Genomic DNA, 18,534 nt, shown 5'->3' with positions numbered 1-18,534 from the left:
CACCTCCGGCCGCGTGGCCAGGTTGATATAGGCCGTCTCCATGCCGAGGTCGGCGTGGATCATCCGCGTCAGCTCCACGAACCTGGCCGTCTCCTCGACGATCTGGTCCTCGCGGCAGAAGATGTGGGCGTCGTCCTGCGCCATGCCGCGCACCCGCAGGATGCCGTGCAGGCCGCCGGAGGCTTCGTAGCGGTGCAGGCCGTCGAACTCGGCCATGCGGATCGGCAGCTCGCGATAGCTGCGCTGTCCGTGGTTGAAGATCTGCACGTGGCCCGGGCAGTTCATCGGCTTGACCGCCAGAACCTCGCCTTCATCCGTCTCGCAGGTGAACATCGAGGCGTGGAACTTGTCCCAGTGGCCTGACTTCTCCCAGAGCGAGCGGTCGAGGATCTGCGGCGTCTTCACCTCCACATAGCCCTCGGCCTCGAGGTTGCGGCGAATGTAGTTCTGCAGCGTCCGGTAGAGGGTCCAGCCCTTGGGATGCCAGAAGACCATCCCCTTGCCCTCTTCCTGGATGTGGAAAAGGTCCATGGCCTGGCCGATCTTGCGGTGGTCGCGCTTCTCGGCCTCCTCCAGGCGCTTCAGATGCGCTTCCAGGTCCTCTTCCGAGGCCCAGGCCGTGCCGTAGATCCGCTGCAGCATCGGGTTGCGATGGTCGCCCCGCCAGTAGGCACCGGCGAGCTTGGTCAGCTTGAAGGCCTTGCCGGCCGTCTTCGTCGACGGCAGGTGCGGCCCGCGGCAGAGATCCTTCCACTGGCCCTGGCGGTAGACCGTGATCGTCTCGCCGGCCGGCAGATCGCGGATGATCTCGGCCTTATACTTCTCGCCGATCTCGCCGAAGTGCTTCACCGCCTCGTCTCGGTCCCACTCCTCGCGCACGATCTTCTCGTCGCGGTCGACGATCTCCTTCATGCGCGCCTCGATCTTGGCGAGATCGTCGAGGCTGAAGGGCTCGTCGCGGGCGAAGTCGTAGTAGAAGCCGTCCTCGATCGAGGGGCCGATCGTCACCTGGGTGCCGGGGAAGAGCTCCTGCACGGCCTCGGCCATGATGTGGCTGACGTCGTGGCGGATGGTCTCCAGCACGTCCGGGTGGTCGCGCGTCAGGATCTCGAACCTGCCGCCCTTGGGCAGCGGGCGGTCGAGGTCCAGCAGTTCGCCGTCGAGGCGGACGAGGGCCGCCTTCTTCTCGAGGGACTTGGAGATCGAGGCGGCGATGTCGCGCCCCGTCTGGCCAGGCTCCACCTGTCGCTGGGAGCCGTCGGGGAAGATAAGGTCAATCATGTCTCAGTCGTCCATTTCCGCGCGCCTTGGCGCGGGGGCGGCACGGGGTCATACCCGGAACCGCCCCAGGGATTGCAGCGACACAGGCGCCGGGCGGCCAGGAAGGATCCGCGCAACGGCCCGTGTGCGATCAGGGCCTCAGCTGCGTACTCCGAACAGGTGGGAGCGAACCGGCAGCTCGGCCCGATCAGGGGCGAGAGCGTCAGCTTGTAGGCGCGCAAGGCGCCCGTGACGCAGCGTTGGAAGAAGCTCATGCCGGCGCTTAAGTTTTCGCGGGTGTCGTCGCGAGCGCTTAGACCTGCAACTTACGTCAGGATCAAGCCGCGCCGGCGGGGCTAGTTCGCGTGGTCGCCTGGCGCACAGCCTCCGTCACGGCCTCGAACGCCAGGAGCGTGGAGGCGTGCCGCGCGGGGTAATCCTTGACCAGGGCGAGCATGGAAAGATCCGAAAAACGTCCGTCGGGCGGCGCACCGCCCGCTTTCAGCATAGCCTTGAACTGGTCGCGGGCCAACTCCAGCTCCGGCAGCGTGGCGCCGATGACGTTCGCGCCCAGCACCGCCGCCGACGCCTGACCCAGCGCGCAGGCCTTCACGTCCTGGGCGAAATCGACCACCCGCTCCCCGTCGAGGGCGACATCGACCACCACCCGGCTGCCGCAGAGCTTGGCCACCTTCTCGGCCGTGCCGTGCGGCGCGGCCAGGCGCCCGGCGCGCGGCATGTTGGCGGCCAGCTTCAGCACCTTCTGCGAATAGAGGTCGTCGATCATGGGCTCCGATATAGGGCTCCCCGGAAGAAAGTAGGAGCCTCTTCCGGTCGGAGGGCTGGCAGGTCGAAGGCTCGATACGGGAGTTTCCGAACCCCGTGTCATCCCGGCCGTAGCGAAGCGGAGAGCCGGGACCCAGGGCCGGCGCACGGCATCCCTGGGTCCCGGATCGGCCTTGCAGGCCGTCCGGGATGACACTCGCATTTCGTACGACGCCCCGCCTGACGCCAGCGGGTCTGGCGGGATCGCCCCCTAAATCCGCGCCCGCCGCGCTTGACTCGCCGACGCCCCACTCTTACCTGCCCGCCGTCGTTAGCACTCTCACCCCGTGGCTGCTAAAGCCCTGGGCCTGGGAGCGTTCAGCGCATCCGAATTCACAAACGCTCCGACGGAGAAAATACCAATGGCGTTTCGTCCTCTGGGAGACCGCGTGCTCGTTCGCCGCGTCGAGGAAGAAGAGAAGACCAAGGGCGGGATCATCATCCCCGACACCGCCAAGGAAAAGCCGCAGGAAGGCGAAGTCATCAGCGTCGGCCCCGGCGCCCGCGACGAAGACGGCGACTACATCAAGATGGATGTGAAGGCCGGCGACCGCATCCTGTTCGGCAAGTGGTCGGGCACCGAGATCAAGCTCGAGGGCGAAGACCTCCTGATCATGAAGGAAAGCGACATCCTCGGCGTCGTCGAGTGAGCTGAGCGCTAACCCCTTCAACCCACACAGAATTCAGAGAGAAAGCACACGAACATGGCGGCTAAAGACGTCTATTTCGCTTCCGACGCGCGCGACCGCATGCTGCGCGGCGTCAACACCCTCGCCAACGCGGTGAAGGTCACCCTCGGCCCCAAGGGCCGCAACGTGGTCATCGAAAAGTCCTTCGGCGCCCCGCGCTCCACCAAGGACGGCGTCTCGGTGGCCAAGGAGATCGAGCTGGCCGACAAGTTCGAGAACCTCGGCGCCCAGCTGATCCGTGAAGTCGCCTCCAAGACCAACGACAAGGCCGGCGACGGCACCACCACCGCCACCGTGCTGGCCCAGGCCATCGTCACCGAGGGCCTGAAGTCGGTCGCGGCCGGCATGAACCCGATGGACCTGAAGCGCGGCATCGACAAGGCCGTCGCCAAGGTGGTCGAAGAGATCAAGAGCTCGGCCAAGAAGGTCACCACCAACTCGGAAATCGCCCAGGTCGGCACCATCTCGGCCAACGGCGACATCGAGGTCGGCGAGATGATCGCCAAGGCGATGGAGAAGGTCGGCAACGAAGGCGTCATCACTGTCGAGGAAGCCAAGACCGCCGAGACCGAGCTGGACGTCGTCGAGGGCATGCAGTTCGACCGCGGCTATCTGAGCCCCTACTTCATCACCAACGCCGACAAGATGGAGGCCCAGCTCGAGGAGCCGCTCATCCTGCTGTTCGAGAAGAAGCTCTCCTCGCTGCAGGCCATGCTGCCGATCCTGGAAGCCGTCGTCCAAAGCGGCCGCCCGCTGGTCATCATCGCCGAGGACATCGAGGGCGAGGCCCTGGCCACGCTGGTGGTCAACAAGCTGCGTGGCGGCCTGCGCGTCGCCGCCGTCAAGGCCCCGGGTTTCGGCGACCGCCGCAAGGCGATGCTGGAGGACATCGCCGTCCTGACCGGCGGCCAGGTCATCTCGGAAGACCTCGGCATCAAGCTGGAGAACGTCACCCTCGACATGCTCGGCAAGGCCAAGAAGGTCACCATCACCAAGGACGACACCACCATCGTCGACGGCGCCGGTGAGAAGGACGCCATCGAGGCCCGCGTCTCGCAGATCAAGAAGCAGATCGAGGACACCACCTCGGACTACGACAAGGAGAAGCTGCAGGAGCGTCTGGCCAAGCTGGCCGGCGGCGTCGCGGTGATCCGCGTCGGCGGCTCGACCGAGGTCGAGGTCAAGGAGAAGAAGGACCGCGTCGACGACGCCCTCAACGCCACCCGCGCGGCGGTCGAGGAAGGCATCGTCCCGGGCGGCGGCATCGCCCTGCTGAAGGCGACCCGCGCGCTGGAAGGCCTGACCGGCGACAACGCCGACCAGACCGCCGGCATCGCCATCATCCGCCGCGCCATCCAGGCCCCGATCCGGCAGATCGTGGAGAACGCCGGCGTCGAGGGTTCGATCGTGGTCGGCAAGGTGCTGGAGAACTCTTCGGCCACCTACGGCTTCAACGCCCAGACGGAAGAGTACGGCGACCTGGTCGCCATGGGCGTCATCGACCCCGCCAAGGTGGTCCGCACCGCCCTGCAGGACGCCGCCTCCGTGGCCGGCATCATGATCACCACCGAAGCCGCGGTGGCCGACGCGCCCAAGAAGGCCTCGGCCGGCGGCCAGGGCGGCGGCATGGGCGGCGGCATGGGCGGCATGGGCGACATGGACTTTTAAGTCCGCGTCGCTCGGCTAGCTAAAGCTGAAACAGAAGAGGGCGGGTCCGGAGACGGGCCCGCCCTTTTTCTTGACTTCAGCGTCTCGATTCGTCGGAGACCTTCGGCTGTTGCCGACGCGCGATGGCCGGCGGGTCAGGCCAGAGCATGGATGGGCGGTTGTGGATTTCTCGTGGCCGCGGTCGACAACCGAGTGGCGTGATGACAGGCTTAACCCCGCGTTAGGGTTGTGGGGCTTTGGTCGTTGTCGCCGACGCCGCGGGGGAGCCGGCCTTTCGTTCAGGACCTTTCGGATGCTGAAGCGTACTCTCATGATTGCCGGCATCCTGGCCGGGGTGGCCGTGCTGGTCTTCGCCGCCGTCTATTTCGAAGGCCGTCGGCTGGCCAAGCTGACCGCCAGCGCGCCGGGCCAGGTGACACGGGTGGTGGTCCAGACCGATTCCGAGTCGGACGACTCCTCGACCGTGGTGCACTTCACCTATGCGGTGAACGGGGAGACGCTCAGCGATCAATCGACCAAGGCCGGCGACGTCAGCGACGACTTCCTGCAGGGCGCACCGGTCACCGTTTGCCACGACCCCGCGAAATCTACGGAAACCGAGGTCTACGAAGTCGGCCACGCCTGCCCGCCGCGGTAGCGCGGGCGGTCACAGCACCATCGTCAGAAGCGGAAACCGGCATGGAGCGGCGCGCCGTCAAGCGTCGCGCTGACCACCAACTGCTGGCCGTCGGCGACGTCCATCACGCAATCGCCGCCGTGGGTTCCGGGGCCGTCGTCCTCGGTGATCGCGCCTGGGGCCCAGGCAAAACGGACCACGTCCCCGGTGCGCTGGACGGCCGGGTCGGCGAAGGTGGCGATGCGGCGGCGCAGAACCCCGTCTGGACTTAACTGCTCCGTCGTGGCGATGGCCCGTTCGAGCACGTAACGGCAGTGCCAGGCCGCCTTCTCGACCGGATCACGGATGCGGTCGACCTCGGGCTCGAGGCAACCGCCCAGCGGCAGACAGAGGCCGGCCGCGACGAGTGGCGCGGCGAGGCGGTCAAGCAGGGCGGCGTGCGCCATGGGAACTCCGGCGATCACAAGGGCAGGGGGACCAGCAGCAGGAAGCCGTTGAGCGTCAGCAACGCGCCAGCGACTCCGAGACCGGCCGAGGCCAGCAGCACCGGCCGGTTGAGGGCCAGAATCGCGACCGATCCCAGCACCAGGGCCAGTTGGAGGCACACCTCGGCCAAGTCGAAATTGTTGTCGCGCTGCGAGGCGATCTCAAACTGGGCCTCGAAATGCTTCGCCCGGGCGCTGATCTGCTTCTTGCCTTCGCCTCGCAGGGGATCGTCCGGGGCAGCCGCATCCGGCTCGCTGTCGTACCGGGCGATGGTGGCGACGTAGTCGGCCCGACGGGCCTCCAGCCGTTCGCGCCGCGCCGGCGACAGTCCACTTTCGGTCAGGGCCGTATCGATCTCTTCCAGGCCGATCTCATAGGCCGTCTGGCGGATATTCTTGGCCTGGAAGAAGGCCCAAGTGTCGCTGGCCTGGATGTTGCTGGCGATCATGTCGTCGGTCGCGTTGCCGCCGCCCATCCCGCCGATGGCCAGCACGGCCGCCAACACGGCGATGAGCAGTGCGGCCCGGTTTCGGAACCGGTCGGCGTCGGCGTGCTCGGCCTTCTCCTCGGCCATTTCCGAAATCAGATCGGCTGCGTCCTGCGAATCCATGAAGCCCCCCGGCATTGTCCCTCACCCGACCGTCGCCGCCCCGGGTCGTAAAATCAAGCGTTGTGGGCCGCGTGCCTCCCGCGCCCGGCCCTTGAGTCGCCATTCCCCCTCCTCTACGGAGTCATGGGGGCGGGAAATTCTCCTGCCTTCGGCGTGGTTTGGACGCTGAACCGGCGATGGGGGGATGAGGATGGACCGTCTGCGGATCGGCGCCGGACTGGCGCTGGCCTTGGCGCTGGGAGCCGCGCCCGCCATGGCTCAGGCCCAACCTGACGGCGAGCCGCCGCCCCCGCGCCTCATCGTGACCGTCGTCATCGACCAGTTCGGCAGCGACCTGTTCAACCAGTACCGGCCGGCGTTTACCGCCGGCCTGCGCGTGCTGGCGGATGAGGGGTTGGTCTATCCCAACGGCTATCAGACCCACGGCATGACCGAGACCTGTCCCGGCCATTCGACCGTGCTGACCGGCGTGCACCCCAACCGCACCGGCATAGCAGCCAACGACTGGATCGACCGGGCCACGCGCGAGGAGATCTACTGCCTTGCCGCGCCGGCGAACCGGCTGGCCGACGGCGGCGAGGGCGACAACGGGCCGGTCGGACCGGACAACCTGCGCGCCAGCGGCCTCGGCGACTGGCTGAAGGCCGCGCACCCCGACGGCCGCGTGTTCGCGGTTTCGGGCAAGGACCGCGGCGCCATCAACCTGGCCGGATCCCATGCGGACGGCAGCTTCTGGTGGGCCGACGGCTTCGGCTTCACCACCTATCTCCGGCCCGGCGAGGAAGCCGCCGACCGCCTCCGGCCGATGGCGGAGTTGAACGCCGCCCTGCGGGCGCGGATGGAAACGCGGCCGGCGCTGTGGGCTCCCATGGAGGGGCGCTGCGCCGCCCTGGCCGGCGACTGGGCAATCGGCGACGGCATCTTCCATTCGGTCGTGCCGCCCCAACGCCTGACCGTTGACACCTCGCCGCTGCTGGACGAACTGACCGTGGACGCAGCGATCACCCTGCTGCGCGAGCAGCACCTGGGGCGCGGCCCGTCGGTCGACCTGCTGGGGATCAGCCTGTCCGGCACCGACCGGATCGGCCACCGGTACGGATCGCAGGGGCCCGAGATGTGCCAGCAGATGCTGCGCATGGATGCGGCCATGGGCCGGCTGATCGCGGAATTGCGGGAAATCCCGGGGACCCTGGTGGTACTGACGGCGGACCACGGGGGCTCCGACTTCGCCGAACGGTTGGCCGCGCGGGGCTATCCAGAGGCCGGCCGGATGGACCCCGGCCTGATGGGCCGCCTCAACGCAGCCGTGCGCGCCCGTTTCGAACTCGGCTTCGACCCGTTGAAGTCCGATGGCACCAACATCTATATCCTCGGCGACGGCGGGGCCCTGCCCGAGTCCCTGCGGGGCGACATCGCCACCGCGGTCGCTGCCCTCCTGCGGGACGAGCCGGGGGTGGCGGGCGCCTTCACCATCGACGAACTTGTCGCGACGCCGTCGGCGGCCCGCGACATCCATCCAGAGGATCTGGACCTGCGCCAGCGGATCGCGCTCAGCACGGTGCCGGTGCGCTCGGCGGACGTGATCTTCGCCCTTGAGCCGGGCGTATCGCCGTTCCCCGGGTCCGTGGGCGGCTACCTCGCCGGGCACGGCACGCCGTGGGACCATGACCGCCGGGTGCCGATGATCTTCTGGAGCGCCGGTCAGGCCGGACAGGAGCGCACCCTGCCGGTGCGCACGGTGGATATCGCTCCGACCCTCGCCAACGCGGTCGGCTTGCCGGTTCCGGATGACCTGGACGGCCGCTGCCTGGCCCTGTCTCCGCTGGCGCGCGACTGCCCGGCGACGGAGGCGGCGGCCGGCCGGTAGTCCCGCAGCCCCACGCCTGGGGTGAGCCGCAACCAAGTCACGCTGCAGACCTGCGGCGCCCAAAGGACTGGCCCCCCCCTTTCCGGGGATGAGCGGATCAGGTGGGGATGTCTGGGCGTTTGGTTCGGATGACCACCTCCCGCGATCCCCAGACCTGCCGCCGCGCCCTGCGCGAGATCGGGGAGATCGCGGCGGCAGCCCGGCTGGAGGGCGGTCAGATGACCGACCAGGAGGCGCTGCAGAGCATCGCCGCCATCGCCGAATGGGTGCTGGAGACGGCGCCCGGGGCGCGGGCGGACTGCGGAGAGGTGGTGCGGCGGCTGGAGCGGATGACGGCCGGGGTGGACTTCGAGGCGCTGGGCGACCGGGAGGCGCAGGCGCTGTTCGGGGCGGTGCTGGGGGTGCTGGAGGGGGCGTAGCGCGGCGGTGTCTCACCGGGGCGCGGTGCGCTCTCCTCCACCCCTCCACCCCTTGACTGCTACGCGCCGCCCTTCGGGTCGGGGTCCCCCTCCCCATCGCAAGCGACAGGGAGGAGACCTGGCCGTTCCCGGGCGCGCCGAAGCCGCCGGTCCCGGGGCTACTGCAGGGAGAACCGCACCGCAAACCGGACCCGCGAGCCCACCGCATCCCCGTCCTCCTGGCGGGGGTTCAGCCGGGCCCGCCTCGCGCCGTTCAGCGCAGCCTGGCCGAAGCCGACCCCCTCCGGCGTCTCGGAGAGGATTTCACAGGCGGCGAGGCCCCCGGCCGGGGTGGCGGCACACGTCAACTCGACGACGCCGGACTCCAGACCGCGGCTTATGGCGCGTTCCGGAAACTCGACCGAGGGCGGTCGTCGCCAGCTCGGATTGCGGATCTCGACGGGACCGTCCTTCCGGGTGGGGGTCGCCGCCTCGTTCGGGGAGAAACCGTCGGGCGAGGCCGCCGCCGAGGCGTCCTCCTGCTCCGGCGCCTCGGCGTCGAGCGACGCCGGGTCCGGCTCCGTGACCGGTTCGGCGGGAACGGCGGGCGGGAGCGTCGCCGCGGCGAGCTCGGCCACCCGGGCCGCTTCGGCTTCGAGTGCGGCCGCATCGGCGTCGGTCGGCGCGGCCGCGGCGGCGGAGGGCGGAGCCACCACGACCGGCCAGGGCGGGGCGAAGATCATGAAGCCGGCCAGACAGGCGCTCGCCGCGACCTGCAGCAGAACACCGGCGCCGGCTTCCGACCGCTCCTTCCGGATGGCTTCCCGTCGGGCGCCGGCGGGCTCGCTCGGCGCCGCGACCCGCTGATGGAACCGCTCCATCCGCCGGCCGAACAGGATCCAGGCGATCAGGCCCCAGACCGCCAGGCCGATGACCGAGAGAATGCCTTTCCAGCCCCCGACCGCGTTCGGATCGAGGGTGAGGAACATGCTGTCGAGCAACAGAGCCGCGAAGGCCGCCACGCCCAGTCCCAACCCCGTCAGGGCGACCACGATCATGAAACCGCTGACGACCTGACCCTGCTCCTGGCGCGTCTCCCGGACGATCCGGTTGATGGCGTCGCCCACGACGTCTCCGGCGTCGGCGTGGACCGACTCTGCGAACAACTCCCGGATGATGTCGCCGATTTCTCCCGCCGGAGCGCGGCGGGCTTCCGCATCCGCGAAGCGCCTCAGACCCTCCGGGGCGTGATCTCCGATGGACTCGCTGATCAACTGGGAGACCCATGGCCGGGAGCCGGCGAGTTGTTCCAGCGCGGCGCGCCCGCCCTCCGCGGCGCGTTTCGCGCTTTCGACGAACGAGCGGGCCGTGGCTGCGAGGCGGCCGTCGATCCGGAACGCCTCGGGCCGGTTGCCGACAAAGGCGGCGCTGGCGACTTCGCCGCTCCCGCGAACATTCACCTGGTGGACGGTCAGGCGGCCCAGGAATTCGGCGGACGCCTCGCCGACCTCCCGGCCGGGCGTTTCAAACCGGGCGCAGGCTCCCGCCGCGCCCTGCCGGCGCTTGAGCAGTTTGGCGATGGGCTCGGCAAGGTCGCCCATGGGGGTCACGGCGACCGCCGGCGTGACGGTGACCTGTCCGGAGAACACCCGCGTGACAGCGCCGCTGGCGGCGCAGGTATCGCAGGGCACCCGACCGCTGGCGTTGCACCTGCCACAGCGCACCCGACCGGATGAACCGCAGGTCCCGCAGTTGATGGCGCCGCTGCCGCCGCATGGGGAGCAGGTGACGTCGTGATAGGCCTGGTTGCGGTATACGCTGCTCTTTCCCCTCCCCCGGCAGGACTGGCAGGTCATCCGCCTGGAGCCGTGGCAGGTGCGACAGGTCACCTGGCCGTCGCCGCTGCAGGATCCGCAGCGGACCTCAGCGCTGCCCCCGCAGCCCCCGCAGATCAGCTCGACGCCGCACGGCGACAGGTCCTGACGTCGGGTTTTTCCCGCCTGCCACCGCTCGGGACAGTCGCAGAGCGCCGCCGCTTCATCATCGAAGATGTCTCGCGCCTCGTCGTCGAGAGCGCGATTGGCGTCCTCGATCCGGGAAACGGGCCGTCCCCTGGCCGCGGTCCAGGGGCCCGGCAGCTCGTTCCAGCCGCCCGACCAGTCCCAACCCAGGCGGATCTTGCCGGTGACCCGGACGCTGAGTTCCGTTTCCTCAAGCTGGACGCCGGCCGCGTCATCGCCGAGGACGCCGGCGAGCGCCCGCCTGATCGCACCAATCCCCGTCATAAGCCCCCCGGCCCGGCAAAATACACGCCAAGTCAGAAGCAAGGCGAAGACGCTCGGATTAGGAGAATCGACCCGCTATGGTCAAGCTCGGCTTGTCCGTCCGTCGGCCGCCCGTGCCCGGACCGAATGCCGGAGCAGACGGGCCAAAGGCGTCCCGAGGCGCGCCGCCCGCCCCCCGAGTAGAGCCTGGGCGGCCCTGTGTAACCTTCTCGACTTATGCGCGTTACGGCCCAGCTAGAGCCATGAGAGGGGCGCATGAAGGACGGCGGGATCAAGGGCGGGAACGAGGCGCGGTTCGGGATTTCCGGGCTCGACGACATCCTCGCCGGCGGACTGGAGCGGGACCGGATCTATCTGCTCGAGGGCAATCCGGGCACCGGCAAGACGACCGCGGCGATGAGCTTCCTGATGGAGGGGGCGGCGCAGGGCGAGCGGTGCCTGTACATCACCCTGTCGGAGACCGAGGAGGAGCTGCGCGGCACGGCGCGGTCGCACGACTGGTCGCTGGAGGGCATCGAGCTGTTCGAACTGGTGCCGCCGGAGAGCCTGCTGGACGAGCAGCAGCAGCAGAGCCTGCTGTACTCCTCGGACCTGGAGCTGGGCGAGACCACGCGGATGATCTTCGACGCGGTCAGCCGCGCGGAGCCGAAGCGGGTGGTCATCGACAGCCTGTCCGAGATACGGCTGCTGGCCCAGGGGTCGCTGAGATACCGGCGCCAGGTGCTGGCGCTGAAGCACTATTTCGCCAAGCGCGGGGCGACGGTGCTGCTGCTGGACGACCTGACCACCGACATCAACGACAAGACGGTGCACAGCGTGGCGCATGGGGTGATCCAGCTGCAGGAGCTGGCGCCGGAATACGGCGCCGAGCGGCGGCGGGTGCGGGTGATCAAATACCGCGGGCGGCGCTTCCGCGGCGGCTACCACGACTTCACCATCAAGACCGGCGGGCTGGAGGTCTATCCCCGCATCGTCGCCTCCGAGCACCGCACGGCCTTCGAGCGCAACTCGGTGTCGAGCGGGGTCGAGGGGCTGGACGCCCTGCTGGGCGGGGGCATGGAGCGGGGCTCCAGCGCGCTGATCCTGGGCCCCGCGGGGACGGGCAAGTCGCTGTTCGCGCTGAATTTCGCCGTGGCGGCGGTGAAGCGGGGCGAGAAGGCGGCGCTGTTCATCTTCGACGAGGAGCTGGGCCTGCTGTTCAACCGCATGCGCGGGCTGGGCATCGATCTGGAGGCGATGTGCGAGGCCGGCTCGCTGATCGTCGAACAGGTCGACGCGGCCGAGCTGTCGCCCGGCGAGTTCGCCTCCCGCGTCCGCGCCTGCGTGGCCGAGAAGCAGATCAGGACCGTCGTGATCGACAGCCTGAACGGCTACCAGGCGGCCATGCCGCAGGAGCAGTTCCTGGTCCTGCACATCCACGAGCTGCTGCAGTATCTGAACCGCCAGGGCGCCTCGACCTTCCTGACCGTGGCCCAGCACGGGCTGGTCGGGGACATGAAGGCCCCGGTGGACGTGACCTATCTGGCCGACACGGTGATCCTGCTGCGCTATTTCGAGGCGCTGGGGCATGTGCGGCGCGCGGTGTCGGTGATCAAGAAGCGCGCCGGCGGGCATGAGAAGACCATCCGCGAGTACGAGATCGGCCAGGCCGGACTGGTCATGGGCGAGCCGCTGCAGGGCTTCCAGGGGGTGCTGCGCGGGGTGCCGAACTTCGTCGGCCAGGGCTCGGGGCTGATGGGCGACGCCTCCGCATGAGTCTCGGGGGGGAGCTGTCGGAGCGGGCGCTGGTGCTGGCGCCGACGGGGCGGGACGCCGCCATCGCGGCCGCCATCCTGAAGGAGGCGGGGGCGCCGGCGCTGGTCTGCGACAGCCTCGACAGCCTGCGCCAGCGGCTGGACGAGGGGGCGGGGCTGGCGGTGGTGGTCGAGGAGGCGCTGCGCGACTGCGACCTGACCGGCCTGTCGGGGTGGATCGAGGCCCAGCCCTCATGGTCCGACTTTCCCTTCGTGGTGCTGACCCAGCGCGGCGGCAGCGTCGAGCGCAACCCGGCCGCGCAGCGGCTGTCGGTGACGCTGGGCAACGTCAGCTTCCTGGAGCGGCCGTTCCATCCGACGACGCTGGTCAGCGCGGTGCGAACGGCCCTGCGCGGACGGCGGCGGCAGTACGAGGCGCGCGAGCGGATCGAGGACATCCGCCGGGCGGAGGCGACGCTGGAACGGCGGGTGGCGGAACGCACCGCCGAGCTGGAGGCGGCCAACCGCCAGCTGGCGGCCCAGATCGGCGAGCGGGAGAAGGTCGAGTCGGCCCTGCGCCAGGCCCAGCGGCTGGAGGCGGTCGGCCAGCTGACGTCGGGCGTCGCGCACGACTTCAACAACCTGCTGACGGTGATCCTCGGCAACGTCGAACAGATGCGCAAACACGCCGAGGACCCGGTGCTGATCCGCCGGTTGGCCATGATGAGCGAAGCCTCGCAACGCGGCGCTCGCCTGACGGCCCAGATGCTGGCCTTCTCGCGCCAGCAGAAGCTGGAGCCGCGGCCCGTCGACCTGAACGACACGGTGCTGAGCATGCGCGACCTGCTGCAGAGCACGATCGGCGGCAGCGTGGAGATCGCCGCGCCGCAGCTGGCGGCGGACCTGTGGCCGGCGATGATCGACCCGACCCAGATCGAGCTGGTCATCCTCAACCTGGCCATCAATGCGCGCGACGCCATGGATGTCGGCGGATCGCTGGGCATCAGCACCGCCAATGTCGTGCTGGGCGAACCGGACGCGCCCGAGGCGCCGCCGCCGGGGGAGTATGTGATGGTGGCGGTGAGCGACACCGGCTCGGGCATGACCGACGCGGTGCGGGCCCGCGCCTTCGAGCCCTTCTTCACCACCAAGGACGTCGGCAAGGGATCGGGCCTGGGCCTGAGTCAGGTGTTCGGCCTGGCCAAACAGTCGGGCGGCGGCGTCGGCATCGAGACCGAACTGGGACGGGGCACGACCATCAAGGTGTTCCTGCCCAAGGCGGGCGCCGCGCCCGCGGCCCGGGCTCTGGATGCGGGGGCCGGACCGCCGGCGCACGAGGATGACCTGGTCGTGCTGGTGGTCGACGACGACGATGCGGTGCGCGAGGTCACCGCGGGCCTGCTGGCCGATCTCGGCTACAGCGTCATCGAGGCGGGCAGCGGGGGCGCGGCGCTGGACCTGATCGAACGCCACGAGGGGATCAGCGCGGTCGTGCTCGACTTCGCCATGCCGGGCATGAACGGGGCGGACCTGGCGCGGGAGCTGAAGGCGCGGCGGCCGCGGGTGCCGATCCTGTTCGCCACGGGCTACGCCGACGCCGAGGCGCTGATGGGCGTGGGGGATCACCAGATCGTGCACAAGCCGTTCGTCCAGGCCGAACTGGCCCGTAAGCTGTCGCGCAGTTTCGCCGCCACGTGAGCGGACGACCCCCAAGACTGGGCCCCTCCCGTTGGGCAATTGTAAGGGAACAACAGCCGACTATGTCCGGCAACCGATTGACGGCCCGGACGTTCTGTCCGATCGCAGGATTGCGAGGGGGGTCAGATACGATGCGTCAACTCCGGCGGGGGGCCGCTGCGGCCATTCTTCTTGTCATGCCGGCCGTCGCCCAGGCCGGCGAGCCCGCGGCGGCGGAGACGCCGGCCGAGACGGCGATCAACGCCACCCAGCTGATTCAGGCCGGATTCGAGGACCAGGACCTCGCGCGGCTGTCGCTGGAGGAACTGGCGATGGTGGAGGTGACCTCGGTGTCGCGACGGCCCGAGGCGCTGGCCGACGCGGCGGCGGCGATCTACGTCATCAGCGCCGACGACATCCGCCGGTCCGGGGCGACCACCCTGCCCGAAGTGCTGCGGCTGGCGCCGAACCTGAACGTGCAGCGGGTCAATGCGGTCGACTATGCGATCAGCGCCCGCGGCTTCAACGGCTATGAGACCTCCAACAAGCTGCTGGTGCTGGTCGACGGGCGCAGCATCTATTCGACCCTGAGCTCGGGCGTGTTCTGGGACGCGCGCGACGTCATGCTGGAGGACGTCGAGCGCATCGAGGTGATCAGCGGCCCGGGCGGGGCGCTGTACGGCTCGAACGCCATGAACGGGGTGATCAACATCATCACCCGCTCGGCGAACGACACCCGGGGCACGCTGCTGAGCGTCGGAGCCGGGGACGACGAGGCCAATTTCGCCCTGCGCCACGGCGGCGGCCTGGGCGACTCCGGCGCCTGGCGCGCCTGGGTGATGGGCTTTTCGCGGGCCGAGAGCCGGGCCCTGACCGGCCAGGGCGCCAATGACGACGCCGAGGGCCTGCGGGCCGGGGGGCGGGCCGACTGGTCGGCGGGCGAGAACCGCCTGACGCTGCAGGGCGACGCCTTCGACAATCAGGTGACGATCAACGAGGACCTGCTGGGCACGGAAACGCATGTGCGCGGCGCCAATGTTCTGGGGCGTTGGACGCGGCCGCTGGCGGGCGGCGACCTGCAGGTGCAGGCCTATTACGACCGGTACGAGCGCGAGGAGCCCGGCACACTGGAGCAGTCCGACACCTGGGACGTGTCGCTGCAGCAGTCGTTCGAGGCGGGGCGGCACCGGCTCGTCGTCGGGGCCGGGCACAGGGTGGTCGACTCCCGCCTCGACGCGGCGCCCGGCGCGGCCTTCCTCGACCCGCCCCAGAGGACGCTGACGCTGACCAACATCTTCGCCCAGGACCAGATCGACCTGGGCGGCGGGGTGACCCTGACGCTGGGCGCCAAATTCGAGGACAACAGCTTCTCGGGGCAGGAATTCCTGCCCAATGTGCGGCTGGCCTGGCGGCGGCCGGGCGGCGATCTGCTGTGGGCCGCGGCCGGCCGGGCGACGCGCACCCCCAACCGGATCGAACGCGACCTGACCCTGCCGGGCTTCCTGACCGGCGCCGAGTTCCAGTCCGAGACGGCCACGGCCTATGAACTGGGCTACCGGGCCAATCCGCTGCCGAACCTGTCGTTCTCGATCAACGCCTTCTACAACGTCTATGACGACCTGCGGACGGTCTCGGTGACGCCCGTCGTGTTCCTGCCGCTGCACCTGACCAACAACGGCGAGGCGGAGACCTGGGGCGTCGAGGCCTGGGGCGGCTATGACGTGACGCCGACGTGGCGGCTGAGCGCCGGCGTGAGCACCCTGGCCAAGGACTATGATCCGACCGTGACGCTGGACGATCTCAGCGGGCTGATCTCGATCGGCGAAGACCCCGACTACCAGGTGCTGCTGCGCTCGCAGCACGACCTGACGGACAGGCTGGAGCTCGACGTGCGGCTGCGCGCGGTCGGAGCCCTGGCCTCGGTCGACGACTATGTCGAGGCGGACGCCCGGCTGGGCTGGCGGCTGACCGACAGGCTGGAACTGTCGGTCACGGGCCAGAACCTGCTCGAGGACCGGCGGGTCGAGACCGCCGATCCGGTGCGCGCCCGCGTCTTCGGACGCAGCGTCTACGGCGCGCTGCGGGTGAGCTTCTGACATGGGCCTTGGGCGGGGCGCCTTGCGAGTGCTGATCGCCCTCCTCTGGAGCGGCCTGCTTCCGGCCGCCGCCAGCGCGGGGCAGCCCGCGCCCCTGCAGGCGAACCTCGAATATTCGGTCAAGGCCAACTACCTGGTGCGGTTCGCGGCCTTCGTCGAATGGCCGCCGCGCGCCTTCGCCACCGCGCAGTCGCCGGTGGTCATCTGCGTCGCCGGGCATGACCCGTTCCGTGGCTCCCTGGAGACCGCGGCGCGGGCCCAGACGGCCTATGGACGCCCGCTGGCGGTGCGGCGCCCGAACAGCCGCGAGGCGGCGGCGGGCTGCCACATCCTCTATGTCGGCCAGGGCGGCGCCGGTCTGGTTCCGGAAGGACGGCCGTCGATCCTGCTGGTCACCGACGCCGCCGCGCCCCCGGCCGACCGGGGCATGATCCACTTCGCCATCAGCGACAACCGGGTGCGGTTCCACATCGACCTGCAGCAGGCGTCCCGGGCCGGGCTGTCGATCAGTTCGCGCCTGCTGAACCTGGCCCTGAGCGTGCGGGGGGGCTGAGACCATGCCCTGGGTGGCCCGCCTCCGTTATGGCCGTTTCCCCGTCGTGGCCCTGGTGTCGCTGCTGGTGCTGCTGGTCGCCGGCGTGGCCATCGCGGTGCTGAACGAACAGGCGCTGAAGGTGCAGACGGCGCGCGAGGCCGGGGCCCAGGCCGACCTGCTGGCCTCGGCCGTCAGCGGGGCGCTGGCCTTCGACGACGCCGCGGCGGCCCAGGACTATGTCGATGCGGTGCAGGTCAATCCCAGCGTGCTGGCGGCGGCGGTCTATGACGAGAACGGCCGGCTGGTGGCCAGCTTCGTCCGCGACGGGGAGACGATCTTCCACGGGGCGGCGTCCAGCGAACGCGCCACCCTGTTCGACGACGGCCGCCTGCTCGTCGCCCGACCGGTCGAGGAGGCGGGGCAGAGCCTGGGCGTGGTCCACCTGAAGCTTCTGGAAACGCCGCGGGCGCAGCGCTTCGGCCGCTACGCCGGACTGCTGCTGGTGCTCGGTCTCGCGGCGCTGGTGGTGGTGGTTCTGGCCGTGGCGCAGGGCGCGCTGAGGCGGGCCAACCACCAGCTGGCCGACCGGGCGGCGGAGCTGGTTCGCGCCAACAGCCTGCTGCAGCAGCAGATGATCGAGCGGGAAAAGGCCGAGGAGGCGCTGCGCCAGAGCCAGAAGATGGAGGCCATCGGCCGGCTGACCGGCGGCATCGCCCACGACTTCAACAACCTGCTGATGGTCGCCTCCAGCGGCATCGAGCTGCTGGATCGGACCAGCGATCCGAAGCGACGCGAAAGCCTGAGCGCCGGCATACGGCAGGCGGTGGAGCGGGGCGCGGCTCTGACCCGCCAGCTGCTGGCCTTCTCGCGGCGTTCGCCGCTGAAGGCCGAGGTGCTGGACGCGCGCGCCCATATCGAGGGGCTGCGCTTCCTGCTGGAGCGGTCGCTGCGCGAGGACATCGAGGTGGTGCTGGACCTGCCCTCCGACCTGTGGCCGGTCGAGGCGGATCGCGGCGAGCTGGAGCTGGCGCTGCTCAACCTCGCGGTCAATGCGCGCGACGCCATGCCCCAGGGCGGGCGGCTGATCATCTCGGCCAGCAATGCGGCCGGCGAGGGCGAGGCCGGCGACATGGTCTGCCTGCGCATCGCCGACACCGGCGGCGGCATGCCCGAGGCGGTGGCGCTGCGCGTGTTCGAGCCGTTCTTCACCACCAAGGAGGTGGGACGCGGCACCGGCCTGGGCCTGTCGCAGGTCTATGGCTTCGTGAAGTCGTCGGGCGGCGAGATCAGCGTCGAATCGCGCGAGGGCCAGGGCACGACCTTCACCCTGTGCCTGCCGCGCACCGACAAGACGCCGCCGCCGCCAGGCGAGGCGCCGGCCGCGCCGGCCGGCGGAGCCGCGCGCGCCGGCGAGGTCAACGCGCGGCTGCTTCTGGTCGAGGACGACGACGCCGTGGCCATCGGCGTGGGGCATATGCTCGACGACCTCGGCTACAGCCATGTGCGGGTGGCCAGTGCGGCGGAGGCGCTGGAGGCGCTCGACCAGGACCCCGGCTTCGACCTGATCTTCTCGGACATGGTGATGCCGGGCGAGATGGACGGGCTGGGACTGGCCCAGGAGGTGCGGCGGCGGATGCCGTCGACGCCGGTGCTGCTGACCACGGGGTTCAGCGAGGCCGCCTCGGCGGCGACGGGCGAGGCCTTCCGCCTGCTGCCCAAGCCCTACGGCATCGAAAGCCTGTCGGAAGCGCTCGCGGCCACGCTTTCCGATCCGAAGCCCTGAACGAAT

At 69.8% G+C, this 18,534-nt stretch carries 16 protein-coding genes; 10 read left to right on the top strand and 6 right to left on the bottom strand.

What is annotated here, in order from left to right; genetic code table 11:
- From thrS to VEA98_RS10190, 3 genes are all read right to left on the bottom strand, one after another.
- Positions 1-1,281: threonine--tRNA ligase (gene thrS / locus VEA98_RS10200; protein WP_324813792.1), on the bottom strand; the 1,281-nt coding region annotated here is incomplete at its 3' end.
- The gene (gene yidD / locus VEA98_RS10195; protein WP_324813790.1) at positions 1,278-1,535 is read right to left on the bottom strand and encodes a membrane protein insertion efficiency factor YidD; all 258 of its coding nucleotides are present in this window, start codon (positions 1,533-1,535) and stop codon (positions 1,278-1,280) included. The genes thrS and yidD, both read right to left, overlap by 4 nt.
- A 62-nt stretch (positions 1,536-1,597) precedes the next feature.
- Positions 1,598-2,047, bottom strand: a complete 450-nt coding sequence (locus VEA98_RS10190) for an iron-sulfur cluster assembly scaffold protein (RefSeq protein ID WP_324813788.1) — start codon at positions 2,045-2,047, stop codon at positions 1,598-1,600.
- A gap of 400 nt (positions 2,048-2,447) precedes the next feature.
- On the opposite strand from VEA98_RS10190, the gene groES reads away from it, so the two are divergent.
- From groES to VEA98_RS10175, 3 genes are all read left to right on the top strand, one after another.
- Complete coding sequence (groES, locus tag VEA98_RS10185) at positions 2,448-2,735, top strand: co-chaperone GroES (RefSeq protein WP_324813786.1); 288 nt, start codon at positions 2,448-2,450, stop codon at positions 2,733-2,735.
- A 54-nt stretch (positions 2,736-2,789) separates the two neighbouring features.
- Entirely contained in the window at positions 2,790-4,442 is a 1,653-nt protein-coding gene (gene groL / locus VEA98_RS10180) for a chaperonin GroEL (protein ID WP_324813783.1), read from the top strand.
- A 310-nt stretch (positions 4,443-4,752) separates the two neighbouring features.
- Positions 4,753-5,079, top strand: coding sequence for a DUF3592 domain-containing protein (locus VEA98_RS10175; protein ID WP_324813780.1), 327 nt, complete (start codon positions 4,753-4,755; stop codon positions 5,077-5,079).
- 23 nt (positions 5,080-5,102) lie between these two features.
- On the opposite strand, the gene VEA98_RS10170 is transcribed toward VEA98_RS10175, so the two are convergent.
- Positions 5,103-5,504: a hypothetical protein gene (locus VEA98_RS10170; protein WP_324813776.1), complete on the bottom strand. Its 402-nt coding sequence runs from the start codon at positions 5,502-5,504 to the stop codon at positions 5,103-5,105.
- A gap of 14 nt (positions 5,505-5,518) precedes the next feature.
- Positions 5,519-6,154 (bottom strand): DUF4337 domain-containing protein, encoded by a 636-nt coding sequence (locus VEA98_RS10165; RefSeq protein WP_324813773.1) that lies wholly within the window; start codon positions 6,152-6,154, stop codon positions 5,519-5,521.
- Positions 6,155-6,344: 190 nt separating this feature from the next.
- Between VEA98_RS10165 and VEA98_RS10160 the strand changes: the two genes are divergently transcribed.
- Together VEA98_RS10160 and VEA98_RS10155 are read left to right on the top strand one after the other, a co-directional pair.
- Positions 6,345-8,021: an alkaline phosphatase family protein gene (locus VEA98_RS10160; protein ID WP_324813771.1), complete on the top strand. Its 1,677-nt coding sequence runs from the start codon at positions 6,345-6,347 to the stop codon at positions 8,019-8,021.
- A gap of 128 nt (positions 8,022-8,149) precedes the next feature.
- The gene (locus VEA98_RS10155; RefSeq protein WP_324813768.1) at positions 8,150-8,440 is read left to right on the top strand and encodes a hypothetical protein; all 291 of its coding nucleotides are present in this window, start codon (positions 8,150-8,152) and stop codon (positions 8,438-8,440) included.
- 158 nt (positions 8,441-8,598) lie between these two features.
- Here VEA98_RS10155 and VEA98_RS10150 read toward each other — a convergent pair whose 3' ends face one another.
- Positions 8,599-10,704 carry an energy transducer TonB gene (locus VEA98_RS10150; RefSeq protein WP_324813766.1) on the bottom strand — a complete coding sequence of 702 codons (2,106 nt, stop codon included), beginning with the start codon at positions 10,702-10,704 and terminating at the stop codon, positions 8,599-8,601.
- A gap of 255 nt (positions 10,705-10,959) precedes the next feature.
- Between VEA98_RS10150 and VEA98_RS10145 the strand changes: the two genes are divergently transcribed.
- The 5 genes from VEA98_RS10145 to VEA98_RS10125 all read left to right on the top strand — a co-directional run bounded on the left by VEA98_RS10145 (position 10,960) and on the right by VEA98_RS10125 (position 18,528).
- On the top strand, positions 10,960-12,459 hold the full coding sequence (locus tag VEA98_RS10145; protein WP_324813763.1) for an ATPase domain-containing protein: 1,500 nt from the start codon (positions 10,960-10,962) through the stop codon (positions 12,457-12,459).
- Positions 12,456-14,135, top strand: coding sequence for a response regulator (locus tag VEA98_RS10140; RefSeq protein WP_324813761.1), 1,680 nt, complete (start codon positions 12,456-12,458; stop codon positions 14,133-14,135). Before VEA98_RS10145 ends, VEA98_RS10140 begins: the two co-directional genes overlap by 4 nt.
- 176 nt (positions 14,136-14,311) lie before the next feature.
- The gene (locus VEA98_RS10135; RefSeq protein ID WP_324813760.1) at positions 14,312-16,210 is read left to right on the top strand and encodes a TonB-dependent receptor plug domain-containing protein; all 1,899 of its coding nucleotides are present in this window, start codon (positions 14,312-14,314) and stop codon (positions 16,208-16,210) included.
- A 28-nt stretch (positions 16,211-16,238) separates the two neighbouring features.
- Complete coding sequence (locus VEA98_RS10130; RefSeq protein WP_324813758.1) at positions 16,239-16,763, top strand: YfiR family protein; 525 nt, start codon at positions 16,239-16,241, stop codon at positions 16,761-16,763.
- Between the two features lie 13 nt (positions 16,764-16,776).
- Positions 16,777-18,528: an ATP-binding protein gene (locus VEA98_RS10125; RefSeq protein WP_324813756.1), complete on the top strand. Its 1,752-nt coding sequence runs from the start codon at positions 16,777-16,779 to the stop codon at positions 18,526-18,528.
- The last annotated feature ends 6 nt before the right edge of the window (positions 18,529-18,534 follow it).

The organism is Brevundimonas sp. (assembly GCF_035627055.1).
GTDB lineage: Bacteria > Pseudomonadota > Alphaproteobacteria > Caulobacterales > Caulobacteraceae > Brevundimonas.
Note: the sequence above shows the minus strand (reverse complement) of the source record. Positions and strands in the feature narration are given on the sequence as shown.

What these genes read in the sequence shown, in the direction of transcription:
- yidD (WP_324813790.1), bottom strand. Translation starts at nt 1,535, where the DNA reads ATGAGCTTCTTCCAACGCTGCGTCACGGGCGCCTTGCGCGCCTACAAG.
- VEA98_RS10190 (WP_324813788.1), bottom strand. Translation starts at nt 2,047, where the DNA reads ATGATCGACGACCTCTATTCGCAGAAGGTGCTGAAGCTGGCCGCCAAC.
- groES (WP_324813786.1), top strand. Translation starts at nt 2,448, where the DNA reads ATGGCGTTTCGTCCTCTGGGAGACCGCGTGCTCGTTCGCCGCGTCGAG.
- groL (WP_324813783.1), top strand. Translation starts at nt 2,790, where the DNA reads ATGGCGGCTAAAGACGTCTATTTCGCTTCCGACGCGCGCGACCGCATG.
- VEA98_RS10175 (WP_324813780.1), top strand. Translation starts at nt 4,753, where the DNA reads ATGATTGCCGGCATCCTGGCCGGGGTGGCCGTGCTGGTCTTCGCCGCC.
- VEA98_RS10170 (WP_324813776.1), bottom strand. Translation starts at nt 5,504, where the DNA reads ATGGCGCACGCCGCCCTGCTTGACCGCCTCGCCGCGCCACTCGTCGCG.
- VEA98_RS10165 (WP_324813773.1), bottom strand. Translation starts at nt 6,154, where the DNA reads ATGGATTCGCAGGACGCAGCCGATCTGATTTCGGAAATGGCCGAGGAG.
- VEA98_RS10160 (WP_324813771.1), top strand. Translation starts at nt 6,345, where the DNA reads ATGGACCGTCTGCGGATCGGCGCCGGACTGGCGCTGGCCTTGGCGCTG.
- VEA98_RS10155 (WP_324813768.1), top strand. Translation starts at nt 8,150, where the DNA reads ATGACCACCTCCCGCGATCCCCAGACCTGCCGCCGCGCCCTGCGCGAG.
- VEA98_RS10150 (WP_324813766.1), bottom strand. Translation starts at nt 10,704, where the DNA reads ATGACGGGGATTGGTGCGATCAGGCGGGCGCTCGCCGGCGTCCTCGGC.
- VEA98_RS10145 (WP_324813763.1), top strand. Translation starts at nt 10,960, where the DNA reads ATGAAGGACGGCGGGATCAAGGGCGGGAACGAGGCGCGGTTCGGGATT.
- VEA98_RS10140 (WP_324813761.1), top strand. Translation starts at nt 12,456, where the DNA reads ATGAGTCTCGGGGGGGAGCTGTCGGAGCGGGCGCTGGTGCTGGCGCCG.
- VEA98_RS10135 (WP_324813760.1), top strand. Translation starts at nt 14,312, where the DNA reads ATGCCGGCCGTCGCCCAGGCCGGCGAGCCCGCGGCGGCGGAGACGCCG.